The following is a 12727-nucleotide window of genomic DNA, read 5'->3' on the forward strand; positions in this document are numbered from 1 at the left end:
GTACGGAATTCGGATGACGGGTTGCGACGGCCCCGCTCAAGCCCGCAGAGGCGCGCAACCGCGAAGGGCCCCACCGGGCGCCATACCCCTACGCGACACAGGCGCATGGCACGCCATGCCGCAGAATGGCGACGGTCCAAGTAACAAAACAAGAGAGGAGTTGCCATGGGACATCCCACCTTCTGGTGGCTGATCGCAGGCGCGGCCATCGTGGCCGAGTTGTTGTCCGGCACGGTGTACCTGCTGCTGCTGGCCACGGGCTTCGCGGCCGCCGCCATCGCCGCGCACCTGGGCTTCGGCCTCGTCACGCAGTTGCTGGTGGCCGCCGTGGTCGGCGTGGGCTCGGTCGTGACCTGGTACCTGGTCCGGCGCAACCGTCCGGCTGCGCCCTCCAGCGACCTCAACCTGGACATCGGCGAGAGCGTGTTCGTCGATGCCTGGAACCCCGACGGCACCGCCACCGTGCGCTACCGCGGCTCGCAATGGACCGTCGTGCTGCGCGCGGGCCATGCGCCCTCCACCGGCGAACACCGCGTGGTCGAGGTGATCGGCAGTCGCCTCGTGGTCGACAAGATCTAGCAGTTCAATCGGTCAGTCAGAAAAACGTATTCGAAAAGGAAGCACACCATGGAATTTTCCGTTCCTCTCATCATCCTGGTCATCGCGATCATCTTCATCAGCCAGTCGGTCAAGTTCGTGCCGCAGCAGAACGCATGGGTGCGCGAGCGCCTGGGCAAGTACCACGGCACCATGACGCCCGGCCCGAACTTCCTGATCCCCTTCATCGACCGCGTGGCCTACAAGCACAGCCTGAAGGAAATCCCGCTCGACGTGCCCAGCCAGATCTGCATCACGCGCGACAACACGCAGCTGCAGGTCGACGGCATCCTGTATTTCCAGGTGACCGACCCGATGCGCGCGAGCTACGGCTCGTCGAACTACATCGTGGCCGTGACCCAGCTCGCACAGACCTCGCTGCGCAGCGTGATCGGCAAGCTCGAGCTCGACAAGACCTTCGAAGAGCGTGACGTGATCAACGCCCAGGTGGTGGCCGCGATCGACGAGGCCGCGCTCAACTGGGGCGTGAAGGTGCTGCGCTACGAAATCAAGGACCTGACGCCGCCGAAGGAAATTCTGCTGGCCATGCAGGCGCAGATCACCGCCGAACGCGGCAAGCGCGCGCTCATCGCAGCGTCGGAAGGTCGTCGCCAGGAACAGATCAACATCGCCACCGGCGAACGCGAAGCCTTCATTGCCCGCTCCGAGGGCGAGAAGCAGGCGCAGATCAACAACGCGCAAGGTGAAGCCGCTGCCATCACCGCAGTGGCCACTGCCACGGCAGACGCCATCGAACGCGTGGCCGCCGCCATCCAGAAGCCGGGCGGCGAACAGGCCGTGCAGCTGAAGGTGGCCGAGCGCGCCGTCGATGCCTACGGCAAGGTGGCCGCCGATTCGAAGACCACGCTCATCGTGCCGAGCAACATGACCGAGACGGCCGCGCTGATCTCGTCGGCCATGCGCATGATCCAAACCGGCAAAAGCTCTGGCCCGACCTGAAAACCGCTAAAAACCCGCGCTACAATCGTGGGCTCAGGAGCGGTGGATGAGCGGTTTAAGTCGCACGCCTGGAAAGCGTGTGAGGGTTAATAGCCCTCCGCGGGTTCGAATCCCGCCTGCTCCGCCAGAGAAGTCATGAACAAACGGGGCCTTGTGCCCCGTTTTTCTTTGGCACTCATTTCTTCCATCGGCCCACCTCTGCAGTGGCGCACCGTCCGTCCTTTCGAAGACTCTAGACTCGACCGCATGACGCGCACGAGCTCCCGCAAGCCCCTCGTTTTCTTCGCCGTCGTCCTGAGCCTGGGCACGCTCGTCGTCTGGTACTTCAAGGTGCTGGCGCTCGGCTATTACTGGCTGAGCACGACGCTGGGCGCATCGCAGTGGGCCGGCGCCTCGCTGTGGCTGCCGGGCTACCAGGTCGCGATCGAGGGCATGCCGATCCAGGGCCTCACGCGCAACACCTCGGGGCTGACCTTCAACACCGAGACCGGCACCCTCTTCACGGTGATCAACCGTCCGCCGCAGATCGCGGAACTCACCACCGACGGCCGGCTGCTGCGCGTCATCGCGCTCGACGGCGTGAAAGACCCCGAGGGCATCACCTACCTGCAGGGCGACAGCTACGTGATCTCGGACGAAGACAGCCACCGCATGCACTGGGTGCAGATCGCCCGCGAGACGCAGCGCGTGTCGGTGGCCGGCCGGCCGAGCCTGGGCATCGGGATCGACAAGCTGCACAACAGCAGCTTCGAGGGCGTCTCGTGGGACAGCGTGCACAAGCGCCTGTACGTGGTGCGCGAGAAGTTGCCGATGCGCGTGCTGGTGATCACGGGGCTGGACCCGGCCACGCCGTCCACCGGCTTCAACATCGACATCAGCGAATGGAAATCCTCGCGCGCGTCGTCGCTGTTCATGAGCGATCTGTCGTCGGTCACGGTGCACGACGAGACCGGCCACCTGCTGCTGCTCAGCGACGAATCGGCGCTGGTCGTCGAATACGCGCCGGACGGCCGCCCGGTCAGCATGCTGCCGCTGTGGCGCGGATTCAATGGCCTGCAGCGCAAGGTGCCGCAGCCCGAGGGCGTGGCCGTCGGGCCCGACGGCACGCTGTACCTGCTGTCCGAGCCCAACCTGTTCTACCGCTTCGCGCCGGCAGCGAAACCTTCGTAGCCCGCCCGAACACGCCCGGTTTTTCCTTGGCCGGGCACGCAAGGCCCTACCATGGCGGGCATCTCCTGCCCGCTCCGGTCACACGGATGCCATGATGCCCAGCGACCTCCCGCGCTTTTTCGGTTTCGGCGCTTCGCGCGCCACCCCACGCGGCGTGATGAGCCTGCTGAACCGCTACCAGCGCGCGCTGCTGTACGTGGGCGGCGCTGTCACCTCGCTCGTACTGCTGGCCGCCACCGCCGTGATGCTTTCTTCGCAGGTGCGCGACTACGTGGCCGAACGGCAAGCGGAGTTCAATGCGCGCCGGGCCCTGCTCCACCTCGAACTCTTCGTGCGCCAGGGCTCGGTGCGGATCAACATCTTTCACGAAGAAGGCGCCTGGGAACGGCGTGCACGCGCGCCGCAATCGCTGGTCGACAGCTTCGCCGCGCACAACGGCCGGCTGGTGCTGCCAAGCAACAAGGACTTCCCGCCGATGCTGCTGCTCGGCGACCTCTCGGCGCAGCGTCCGGCTGATGCTTTCGCCCAGTACCTCGGGCTGGCCGAAGAGGTCGGCTACCGCTCGGCGGCCTACACCAAGACGCTGACGCTGCACTCCAGCTACTTCTACGCACCCGACCTGAGCTTTCTTGCCGTGGTGCCCGCGCCCGCGGCCGCCGACCTGTTCGAACGCCACGGCGCGCGCACCACCGAAGACCTGATCCGGCGCATCGCGCCCCCCGAGCTTGGCGACCTGAGCGACCCGGCCGTCGTCGCCCGCTTGCGCGACAGCGGCACGGCCGTGTGGCTGCCGCCGGCCGTGATCCGACACGCATCCGCCAGCTGCTGATGAACCTGCTGAGCAACGCCATCAAGTTCACCGACACCGGCGACGTGCTGCTCGAGGTCTACCTGAAGGACGACACCGACCCCGCATCGCCCGTGGTGATCGGCGTGAGCGACACGGGCATCGGCATGACGGCCACGCAGCAGCAGGCGCTGTTCCAGCCCTTCACGCAGGCCGACAGCAGCATCGCGCGCCGCTTCGGCGGCACCGGGCTCGGGCTGGCACTGTGCCGCCGGCTGGCCGGCCTCATGGGCGGCGACATCCAGGTCGTGAGCGCGCCGGGCAAGGGCAGCACCTTCCTGGTCACGCTGCCGCTGCCGGCCGCCCCCGCCCTGCCCCCGCGTGCGCCCGCGCCGCCGGCCACCGAGGCGCACACCATCGCGCCCACGGCCCACATCCTCGTGGTGGACGACCACCCCGCCAACCGCGAGCTGGTGAAGATGCAGCTCGAAGCGCTGGGCTACACCTCCGACCAGGCCTCGGGCGGCCTGCAGGCCCTCGACCTGTTCGCCACGCGCCGGCACGACCTCATCATCACGGACATCAACATGCCGGGCATGGACGGCTACACGCTGGCGCGCGCACTCCGTGCGCAGGGATCGCGCGTGCCCATCGTGGCGCTCACGGCCGACGTGGCGGTGCGCGAGCGCGAGCGCTGCGAATCGGCGGGCATCGACACCGCGCTGATCAAACCCATCCTGCTCGACACGCTCGACCAGACGGTGCGCCAGCTCACCCTGCGCGACCCGCACGCCGCGCCATCACCCCACGCCCATCGGCAGGACATTGCCCAAGGCCCGCTGCCGGCCTCGGTGCATCTGGCGCTCGTGCAGTCGCTGGCCGACACCAGCGCCACCCTCCGCACCGCCCTGGCCGCAGCCGACACCGACGCGCTCGGCACCGGGCTGCACTCGCTGCGCGGCGCCTTCGCGTTGATCCACGAAGCCGGGCTCGCGGCCGATTGCGCCGCCATGGAAACGCAGCTGCACGATGCCGACCTGCCGGCGCTGGCGCAGGCCTTCGAACGCTTCGAACCCGCAGCACGCGCCGCGCTCGAACGCCGCGCGCCCCAGGCCGCCGCAGCGGCCTGAACCCGGCGCGGTCCGAAGCCCTTTTCGGACCCGATCCGATCCTGAAGAAGGCGATGTCCTAGCCTTCTTCGCCCCGTGTCCGACAGATTAGGACCAGTCCTATGCATTGGCGGGCCGCTATCGGATCAGGCCCCTTAACGCGCGAAGAGGCGCCGCCTAAAGTCCAGTCACCCCCTGCTGGCAACTGCCTGAGGCACCCGCAACCGCCCCTGTGAAAGCGTCTTCGACGCCGAGCGGCGCGTTCGACAGCAGCCCTTCCTGCGTGCCTTGCACGCAGGCACGCGCGTCGACTGCAGGAGGCGCAGCGCGAAGGCATCTTACCCGCCGGTCCCGCGCACGGGCCGGCCGGATTGAGAAGCAAAAAAGGCCTCAGACGGTTTCGGTTGGAGGCGGCGCGGCAGCAGTGGGCTGCAAGACGTTCGTGCCCGAAGTGGTCGACACCATGTCGCCCGGGAAGGCCTGCGCGATGGCCTGGAGCGCGGCGTGCGCTGCTTTCTTACCTGCGTCGTCCGAGGTCCGGTAGGCGCGCAGCAAGGTCACCTCGTCGCGGCTCACTGAAAGGTCTTCGGTGCAAGTGGGCATGCCAGTCACGACGTACAGCACGTCGATGCCGATGACGGCCATGGTGGCCAGGTAGGCGGCGTCGGGGTGGCGAACGCCTCTTTCGAAGGTCTCCTGCACGGAGGCATCTACGCCGCCCAGGACTGCGAACGCAGCGGCACTCAGCCCCAGCCTGGAGCGCTCTTTGTGGAGCCGGTTTCCGATCATCTTCATAGGAGTTCACCTCTTGAGAGTTCACGAGTCACAACGGAGCCCTCGGTTGCCGATGGACTCACTGGTAGTCGAGCAAAACCTGCACTGCGCCCTTGACCGTGCCTGGGGACACCGTGGCGTCGGTTCGCACGTACGACGCGTTCATCGGCACCGTGGCCGCGCCGCCAATGACCTTGTTGTAGTTGGTCACAGGCAAGGAGGTGCCGAAGGTGGCCGGCGCATGGCTCGCGTCAGTCAATCGGATGGCCACGCCCGTGGCGGTCGAGCCGACGGACGGTTTCAGCGCCCCAGGCTTGTTCGGCACTTCGCCACCTATCGCCGTCAGCGTGTGGCCGACCCGATTGAAGCCGACCGGGCAGTTTTCCAGTTGGATGTTGAAAGCATGTTGTCCCGACGTCGCGCCAACACCTTGGAGGCTGGTGAGCGAGACCGGAGGCAGTACAACCGTCTGTGCAGGTACGCTGCACGTGCCGGTGATGATGAAGACATTTCCTGTCATGCGAATACCCGGCGCACTGCTACTGCTCGACATTCCCACAGGCCAAAAAATCCAGTAGTCGGGATAGGTCGCAGCCCCCTTGAGCGATCCACTGATCAACGGTCGACTGTCCCGAACCAGTTGAACCTCCACCGGCGACGAAATTTCCATCAGTTTGGTATTGACGTTGCCGGAGGTTTTGCTTCCTGCCGGTTGTCCATTGACGATCACCCGCGCAGAAATACCGGAAACATTGGTAGAAATAAGCGCGATTCCACTTTCGTCCGCACTTCCGCCGTAGGGATAGACCTTCATCTGCCAGAACGAGCATTGGGGTGCGCCACCGCACATTGCCTGTGGCGTCACATATTGGCGACCAACCACGGCGCCCTCAGGCGCCAGACTTGGCAAATAAGTGTCATGCGAGAACGCGAAGAGATTCAACGTTCGCGGCGTCTTGCCTGGAGCCTGGGAAAAGGTCGAAGAGCTCCCCACCATGACTAGCACTCCGAAAAGCGCCTGCCTCGCCGTTACGCGGGGCAGACGCATCGAGCGAGCCTGCCAAAGATTCAACACCTTTCTCAAAAACAAAAAACCCGTCATAAAAAATCCTTGAAGAGAAATGAAATTCAATAAAAATTAATTTGCAAAAACCCCGGACCCTGGCCTTCAAAAGAGTGATGGCTGAGTTGAATTTTAAATATCACGCGCAAAATAGAAAATCAGATCAGTCCGAAAATTCGATTCGCTGGTGCCTCAACCCCTTCATGCCGGATCGCAATTCACGTCCATCAACTTGTAGCCGTCGGCCTTGCGGCCCTTCTCGCGCACCGGCATTTCGTAATCGATGCGACACAGCACAGCAGCGTCCTCGCCCAGCGTCACAGTCAACTGCCCCTTGTCCTGCAGGCCACGCGCAATGAACTTGCTTGCCTGGCCCACCATGCCGATCAGTTCCTGCTTCTCGTCCACCACCGTCGCCCCGAACGGCAGCGCCGTGCCATCGGCCCGACGTGCCTGAAACAGCGCCGAAGGGCCCGATTTCGTTTCGTACTTGAGCAGGACGATCGCGCCGGCACGCGGTGCCACCTGCTGGCTGGTTGTCTGCAGCTCGACGTCGGTCGACAAACCCTTCGGGTCGAGATCGACCGCGTTGGTGCTGTAGGGCGTGAGGTACGGCACCACGGCGTAGCCGCTGCCGTTGACTTTCACGCCGGGCGCATTCACGAGGCGTGCGCCCTCGGCGTCCGGCACTTCCACGACGCCGAAGGTCTCGGACAAAGAAGGTGCCAGTGTGATGCCGCCCGGGTGCGCAACCACGCCGCCGCGCATACCGACGGAGCCCTGCGTGTAGCCCGAGCCCACGCCCACGGAGCCCGACAGGTCGCCGACCGAGGTGCGGTAGTACACGTTGCCGCTGGCAGCCGTCTGGCGGTCTTGTCCGCCGCCCGAGGCGTGGTTGACCGTCGCGCCGTACGACAGGTCGTTGTCGACACCCAGCGTGCCCGACAGGGTGGACTGCATGCCAAGCCGGCCCTTGCCGTCGCGCGACATGCTGGCACTGACCGACGCCGGCTGGGTCTTGCCCAGCGGGATCGACAGGCTCGCGTAGTACAGGGTGGTCGCCTTGCCGTCGGCCGCACGCTGGCGCGAGACCTGGAAGCTGTAGCTCAGGTTCTTGTAGCGGTTGGCGCCGAACGAGGTGTTGAAGGCACCGCCGAGCATCAGCGCGGTGTAGCCCTGCGACAGGCTCGCGCCGCCGTACGCGGTGAACATGTTCGAGATGCCGGCGTAGCGCATGAAGGTGGCCAGCGCGAAGCCGGTGCGTTCGACCTGGTCGATCACGAGTGCGTTTCTGATCATGGCGAGCCTTGGAGGGGGAAGAGGATGTTCTGCATCTTCCCGGGGGCGGCAAAAATCCCCCATCGGCCCAGTCCGAAACTCGCGGTCCATTCCGTAGGACTGCGGCTGAACGCCGTGGCCACGCAGCAACTGTTGCCGATCCTGAGCAAGGCCGCATCTGGCGGTACGATGCGCGAAATCGAACCGACATTCCCCCCACTTCGCCTGCCGCAAAAGGAGCCTCGATGGCCGGACCTTCCCCCACCTTGACGCGCGGCACCACCTCGCTGGACAAGACCCTGAAAAAGAGCGAGCAGGTGGCCGCGGAAGTGCAACGCGCCTCGGACAACCTGGCCGTCGTGAGCACCGTGCTCGAGCAGGAACTGCCGGACGAGGTCCAGGTCGGCGAGGTGGCACAGGCCATCGAGCACACCAGCCAGCTCGAGGAAAAACTCGCCCAGTCGGCCGAGAAACTGGCCGAGGTGAATGCGGCGCTGAGCAAGGAAATCGAAAAGCGCCTCGAAGTGACCGCCGAGCGCGACGAGAGCCAGGCGCTGGCCGAGAAGCTCAAGGCCCGCATCCGCGCCCAGGCGCCGTCGGACAAGGGCTGATCGCCGTTGTTTCCGCACGGTTTCCGTGCGTCGTTCTCCCTTCTCCTACGCAAAGACCGCTTGCGGCACGCTACGCTATTGGTTCACAGACCAAAACCGCGGCATGGCCCTCATCACGTTCCTCGTCGAGGACAACAAGACCATCAGGGACAACCTGGTCCCAGCCCTCGAGGACCTCGTCAACGGCCAAGTCGTCGGTTTCGCAGAAACCGAATCGGGCGCCCTCGCCTGGCTGGCCGCCCACCCCGACGCCTGGCAACTGCTGATCGTCGACCTGTTCCTGAAAGAAGGCTCCGGCCTCGGCGTGCTGTCGGGCTGCCGCAACCGCCGGCCCGAGCAGCGGGTCGTGGTGCTGAGCAACTACGTCACCCCCGACATCCGCACGCGCTGCCAGGCGCTGGGCGCCGACGCGGTGTTCGACAAGTCGCGCGACCTCGATGCCTTCATCGAGTACTGCAACGCGGACCGCCCCTCGGGCCTGGCCGCGCTCTGAAAGCACGCCGGCGCCACGGTTGCGCCCACCCATGAAAAAAGGGCCCGAAGGCCCTTTTCTTTTGGACGGTCCGGTGAAGGACCGTTGGCTGCAATGCGATCAGCGAACCACGGCGATCTGCGTGCGCACGCCACCCTTGTAGGTGAAGAGCGTCAGGGCGCCGTTCTTGATGTCGCCCTTTTCGTCGAAGGCGATCGGGCCGGTCACGCCCTTGTATTGCACCTTGCCGACTTCAGGCAGGTACTTTTCCGGGTCGGACGAGCCGGCCTTGACCATGGCTTCGGCCAGCACGTTGACCGCGTCGTACACGTACGGTGCGTAGATCTGCACTTCGACGCCGTTCTTGGTCTTGAACTTGGCCTTGAAGTCTTCCAGCGGCTGCTTGAAGTCGCCGTCGACACCGCCGGCTTCGGCGCAGACCACCATGTCTTCCCCGATGGCGTCACCTGCCAGCTTCGGCAGTTCGCCGGTGCACAGGCCGTCGCCGCCCATGAACTTGACGTTCAGGCCGAGTTGCTTGACCTGCTTGAGCATCGGGCCGCCCACTGCGTCCATGCCGCCGAAGAACAGAACGTCGGGCTTGGTGGCCTTCAGCTTGGTCAGGATGGCGTTGAAGTCGGTCGACTTGTCGGTGGTGAACTCGTGGCCCACGATGGTCGCGCCGGCAGCCTTGGCAGCCTTCTCGAACTCTTCGGCAACGCCTTGGCCGTAGGCCGTGCGGTCGTCGATCACGGCGATGTTCTTGCCCTTGAGCGTTTCGACGGCGTACTTGCCCAGCGTGCCGCCGAGCTGCGTGTCGTCGGCCACCACGCGGAACGTGGTCTTGAAGCCCTGGCGGGTGTACTTGGGGTTCGTGGCCGACGGCGAGACCTGCGGAATGCCGGCGTCGCTGTACAGCTTGGAAGCGGGGATGGTGGTGCCCGAGTTCAGGTGACCGACGATGCCGTTGACCTTTTCATCGACCAGCTTCTGGGCAACGGCTGTGCCTTGCTTCGGATCGCCTGCGTCGTCTTCGGGAACGAGCACGAACTTGGCAACCTTGTCGCCGATCTTGAGGCCCTTTGCATTCAGGTCTTCGATGGCCATCTTGGCACCCAGCTCGTTGTCCTTGCCAAGGTGGGCAATGGGACCGCTGGTCGGGCCGACGTGGCCGATCTTGACGACCAGGGCGTCAGCAGGAGGTGCAGCAGGGGCCGGGGCCGCAGCCGTGGGTGCCGGCGTCGCCGCAGGCGCAGCAGCTTCTTCTTTCTTGCCGCAAGCCACAAGCGTGAGTGCAGCCAGTGCGACCGCAGTCCATTTCAATTGCATGAGAACCTCCAGAACTTGGATGAAAAGATATAAAAACCGGTCGTTCGATCCGGGCGTTCAGACCTCGCAAGTTTCGCGCCGCAGACCAGCGGCACCCTCACGCCATTCCGACCTGCGGCGCAGTTTAGCCGAGGATTTATGCGCCGGAAGTTGGCGTAGACCCTGTGTTTTCCCCTGTGTTTTCACAGAGTTCAGCGGCCATGGATTCGATGACGAGCGCGCGCAGCACGGTCTCGATTTCGCCGCGCAGACGCGGCACCATTTCGTCGAGCTGCTGCTGAACAGCAGCTGACACGGCGTCGCTCAATCGCTCTTCCAGCGACAGGTCGACGCGCTGCAATACGCGGTGCAGCAATTGCTCTTCGAGGCTGACGATTTCAGCCGGCGTGAGCGACACCGAAGGCGGCAATGCCACGGCGCTCGCGGGGTCCGGTGGCGGAGGCTGCGACACCGGTGCGCCAACACTTGGAGCTAGAGGTCGCACCGTCTCGGCGACCGGCACGGGCTCGGCCGGAATCTCGAGCACGGTCGTCAGCGTCGGGACGAACCGGGGCGGCGTGCGCAGCGTGCTGGCCATCAGGAAGCGCTCCTTGCGAAATCGTGCGGCTGGATCGTGTAGCCCCGGTCGGCGTAGTGGCGCCAGCGGGTGCGGCCGACCTGCCGGTCGTTGGCCTCGTCGCTCACGATGTCGATCATGCGTTCGAAGCGCTCGAAGCCGGCCGGCACCTCGAGCCCGAGGTTGACCAGCATCTCGCGGTGCGGCAGCGAAGCCGCGTCCCCGCCTTCGGCGCACAGGATGACGGGCGAACGCGCCACCACATGGGCCGGCGCATCGGCGCGGCAGTGCGCGACGAAGTCGACCGGCGACATCTGCCAGAGCGCGGCGTCGACCGTGTCGAGCGCGCGCGCATCGCCCACCACCACCACGCGCAGGCCGCGTGTGTTCACGGCCTTGCGAACCAGCCGGCAGGCGTAGGTGAGCTTGTCGGGGGCGTTGTAGTGAAAGCCGATGTCGGTCACTGCGCGGACCGGGCCTTTCGGGCCGGCTTGGCCGGGACCTTGGGCGAGGCCTTCTTTGCAGGCTTGGCGGCCTTCGGCGTGGCAACAGCGGCGTGGCTGCTGCCCGCGCGGTTCGTCAGGTACGACACCAGCAGGCCGACGGGCCGGCCGGTCGAGCCCTTGGCCGCCCCGCTCTTCCAGGCCGTGCCTGCGATGTCCAGGTGCGCCCATGCGTAATCGGCCGTGAAGCGCTGCAAAAACTTGGCTGCGGTGATCGCACCGCCGGCACGGCCGGCGATGTTGGCCACGTCGGCGAAGTTGCTCTTGAGGCCTTCGGCGTAGTCGTCGTCCAGCGGCAGGCGCCAGCAGCGGTCTTGCGAGGCCTCGCCGGCCGACTCGAGCGCGGAGGCCAGCGATTCGTCGCTCGCGAACAGGCCGCTGCGCACGCCGCCCAAAGCCACCACGCAGGCGCCTGTGAGCGTCGCGATGTCGATCACGGCAGCCGGGTCGAAGCGCTTGGCATACGTGAGCGCATCGCACAGGATCAGCCGGCCTTCGGCGTCGGTGTTCAGTATCTCGATGGTCTGCCCGCTCATGCTGGTGACCACGTCGCCGGGCTTGACGGCCTTGCCGTCGTTCATGTTCTCGCACGACGGAATCAGGCCGACCACGTTGATCGCCGGCTGGATCGCGCCGAGCGCGCGGAAGGTGCCGAGCACGCTGGCGGCGCCGCACATGTCGAACTTCATTTCATCCATCTCGGCGGCGGGCTTGAGCGAGACGCCGCCGGTGTCGAAGGTGATGCCCTTGCCGACGAGCACCACGGGTGCTTCGTCTTTCGCGCCGCCCTGGTAGCGCAGCACGATGAAGCGCAGCGGTTCGGCCGAGCCCTGAGCCACGGCGGCGAACGCGCCCATGCCGAGCTTTTCGACTTCCTTCGGGCCCAGCACTTCGCACTTGATGCGCGGCAGTTTCGCCAGCCCCTTGGCGGCTTCGGCCAGCAGCGTGGGCGTGGCGTGGTTGGCAGGACGGTTGCCCCATTCCTTGGCCAGCTCGATGCCGGCGACCGTGGCGCGGGCGTCGTCGAAAGCCTTGGTGACGGCCGGGCTGGCGGCCTCGGACACGCCCAGCGTCAGATGGCGGATGCTGCGCGGCTCGGCCTTCGACTTGGTCGTGGTGTAGACATAGCTGGCATCGGCCGCGGCCGTGACGGCAGCAGCAACGGCGGCGGCATCGGCCGGCTGCGCGAAGACGATCACCACGCGCTTGGGGCCGTTGACCTTGGCTGCGGCAACCGCCGCGCTCACGGCGCTACGCACCGAGGCGGCCTTGCCGTCGCCGATGGCCGCGAGCAGCACGCGCGACGGCACCACGGCCTCGGGGCGGTACAGCGCGAGCAGCTTGCCGGCCTTGTCGGGCAGGTCTCCGGCCTTGCGGGCGCTGGCGGCGAGCACGGAGACGGGGTCTTTGGCGGTGGGGAGAGCGCTGCCGACCAGCACGATGAGGAGGTCGGATTTCTCGGCGGCAGCCTGGGCGACGGTGAGGGTCTTGAGTTGAAAGTCCATAATCCTTTTTTTC

General features: G+C 65.8%; 14 protein-coding genes and 1 tRNA gene. 8 read left to right on the plus strand and 7 right to left on the minus strand.

Going from position 1 to position 12727, the window contains the following annotated elements:
- Positions 1–165: 165 nt before the first annotated feature.
- From CY658_RS19055 to CY658_RS19080, 6 genes are all read left to right on the plus strand, one after another.
- Positions 166–579, plus strand: a complete 414-nt coding sequence (locus CY658_RS19055) for an NfeD family protein (protein ID WP_101491688.1) — start codon at positions 166–168, stop codon at positions 577–579.
- 48 nt (positions 580–627) lie between these two features.
- Positions 628–1557, plus strand: coding sequence for an SPFH domain-containing protein (locus CY658_RS19060; protein WP_099789315.1), 930 nt, complete (start codon positions 628–630; stop codon positions 1555–1557).
- A gap of 36 nt (positions 1558–1593) precedes the next feature.
- Positions 1594–1684, plus strand: a tRNA-Ser gene (locus CY658_RS19065).
- 119 nt (positions 1685–1803) lie between these two features.
- Positions 1804–2727 carry an SdiA-regulated domain-containing protein gene (locus tag CY658_RS19070; protein ID WP_180838988.1) on the plus strand — a complete coding sequence of 308 codons (924 nt, stop codon included), beginning with the start codon at positions 1804–1806 and terminating at the stop codon, positions 2725–2727.
- A gap of 94 nt (positions 2728–2821) precedes the next feature.
- Positions 2822–3556: a hypothetical protein gene (locus tag CY658_RS19075; RefSeq protein ID WP_143713714.1), complete on the plus strand. Its 735-nt coding sequence runs from the start codon at positions 2822–2824 to the stop codon at positions 3554–3556.
- Positions 3511–4644 carry an ATP-binding protein gene (locus CY658_RS19080; protein ID WP_101491691.1) on the plus strand — a complete coding sequence of 378 codons (1134 nt, stop codon included), beginning with the start codon at positions 3511–3513 and terminating at the stop codon, positions 4642–4644. Before CY658_RS19075 ends, CY658_RS19080 begins: the two co-directional genes overlap by 46 nt.
- A gap of 369 nt (positions 4645–5013) precedes the next feature.
- Here CY658_RS19080 and CY658_RS19085 read toward each other — a convergent pair whose 3' ends face one another.
- The 3 genes from CY658_RS19085 to CY658_RS19095 form a co-directional block, all read right to left on the minus strand.
- Positions 5014–5418, minus strand: a complete 405-nt coding sequence (locus CY658_RS19085; protein WP_101491692.1) for a helix-turn-helix domain-containing protein — start codon at positions 5416–5418, stop codon at positions 5014–5016.
- Between the two features lie 58 nt (positions 5419–5476).
- Positions 5477–6529: a fimbrial protein gene (locus CY658_RS19090; RefSeq protein WP_143713715.1), complete on the minus strand. Its 1053-nt coding sequence runs from the start codon at positions 6527–6529 to the stop codon at positions 5477–5479.
- Positions 6530–6661: 132 nt separating this feature from the next.
- Positions 6662–7759: a fimbria/pilus outer membrane usher protein gene (locus CY658_RS19095; protein ID WP_180838989.1), complete on the minus strand. Its 1098-nt coding sequence runs from the start codon at positions 7757–7759 to the stop codon at positions 6662–6664.
- Positions 7760–7983: 224 nt separating this feature from the next.
- Here CY658_RS19095 and CY658_RS19100 point away from each other — a divergent pair, with 224 nt between their 5' ends.
- Together CY658_RS19100 and CY658_RS19105 are read left to right on the plus strand one after the other, a co-directional pair.
- Positions 7984–8349: a hypothetical protein gene (locus CY658_RS19100; RefSeq protein ID WP_101491695.1), complete on the plus strand. Its 366-nt coding sequence runs from the start codon at positions 7984–7986 to the stop codon at positions 8347–8349.
- Positions 8350–8452: 103 nt separating this feature from the next.
- Positions 8453–8842: a response regulator gene (locus CY658_RS19105; RefSeq protein ID WP_101491696.1), complete on the plus strand. Its 390-nt coding sequence runs from the start codon at positions 8453–8455 to the stop codon at positions 8840–8842.
- Between the two features lie 99 nt (positions 8843–8941).
- Here CY658_RS19105 and CY658_RS19110 read toward each other — a convergent pair whose 3' ends face one another.
- The 4 genes from CY658_RS19110 to CY658_RS19125 all read right to left on the minus strand — a co-directional run bounded on the left by CY658_RS19110 (position 8942) and on the right by CY658_RS19125 (position 12714).
- Complete coding sequence (locus tag CY658_RS19110; protein WP_101491697.1) at positions 8942–10150, minus strand: branched-chain amino acid ABC transporter substrate-binding protein; 1209 nt, start codon at positions 10148–10150, stop codon at positions 8942–8944.
- Positions 10151–10286: 136 nt separating this feature from the next.
- Entirely contained in the window at positions 10287–10727 is a 441-nt protein-coding gene (locus CY658_RS19115) for a hypothetical protein (protein WP_101491698.1), read from the minus strand.
- Positions 10727–11170, minus strand: a complete 444-nt coding sequence (locus CY658_RS19120; protein WP_101491699.1) for a DNA polymerase III subunit chi — start codon at positions 11168–11170, stop codon at positions 10727–10729. Before CY658_RS19120 ends, CY658_RS19115 begins: the two co-directional genes overlap by 1 nt.
- Entirely contained in the window at positions 11167–12714 is a 1548-nt protein-coding gene (locus tag CY658_RS19125) for a leucyl aminopeptidase (RefSeq protein WP_101491700.1), read from the minus strand. Before CY658_RS19125 ends, CY658_RS19120 begins: the two co-directional genes overlap by 4 nt.
- Between the last annotated feature and the right edge of the window lie 13 nt (positions 12715–12727).

Source organism: Variovorax sp. RO1 (assembly GCF_002849325.1).
Lineage (GTDB): Bacteria > Pseudomonadota > Gammaproteobacteria > Burkholderiales > Burkholderiaceae_C > Variovorax.

Coding starts and splice junctions, on each gene's coding strand:
- CY658_RS19095 (WP_180838989.1), bottom strand. CDS start 7,759: ATGATCAGAAACGCACTCGTGATCGACCAGGTCGAACGCACCGGCTTC.
- CY658_RS19125 (WP_101491700.1), bottom strand. CDS start 12,714: ATGGACTTTCAACTCAAGACCCTCACCGTCGCCCAGGCTGCCGCCGAG.
- CY658_RS19075 (WP_143713714.1), top strand. CDS start 2,822: ATGCCCAGCGACCTCCCGCGCTTTTTCGGTTTCGGCGCTTCGCGCGCC.
- CY658_RS19100 (WP_101491695.1), top strand. CDS start 7,984: ATGGCCGGACCTTCCCCCACCTTGACGCGCGGCACCACCTCGCTGGAC.
- CY658_RS19060 (WP_099789315.1), top strand. CDS start 628: ATGGAATTTTCCGTTCCTCTCATCATCCTGGTCATCGCGATCATCTTC.
- CY658_RS19110 (WP_101491697.1), bottom strand. CDS start 10,150: ATGCAATTGAAATGGACTGCGGTCGCACTGGCTGCACTCACGCTTGTG.
- CY658_RS19055 (WP_101491688.1), top strand. CDS start 166: ATGGGACATCCCACCTTCTGGTGGCTGATCGCAGGCGCGGCCATCGTG.
- CY658_RS19115 (WP_101491698.1), bottom strand. CDS start 10,727: ATGGCCAGCACGCTGCGCACGCCGCCCCGGTTCGTCCCGACGCTGACG.
- CY658_RS19085 (WP_101491692.1), bottom strand. CDS start 5,418: ATGAAGATGATCGGAAACCGGCTCCACAAAGAGCGCTCCAGGCTGGGG.
- CY658_RS19070 (WP_180838988.1), top strand. CDS start 1,804: ATGACGCGCACGAGCTCCCGCAAGCCCCTCGTTTTCTTCGCCGTCGTC.
- CY658_RS19105 (WP_101491696.1), top strand. CDS start 8,453: ATGGCCCTCATCACGTTCCTCGTCGAGGACAACAAGACCATCAGGGAC.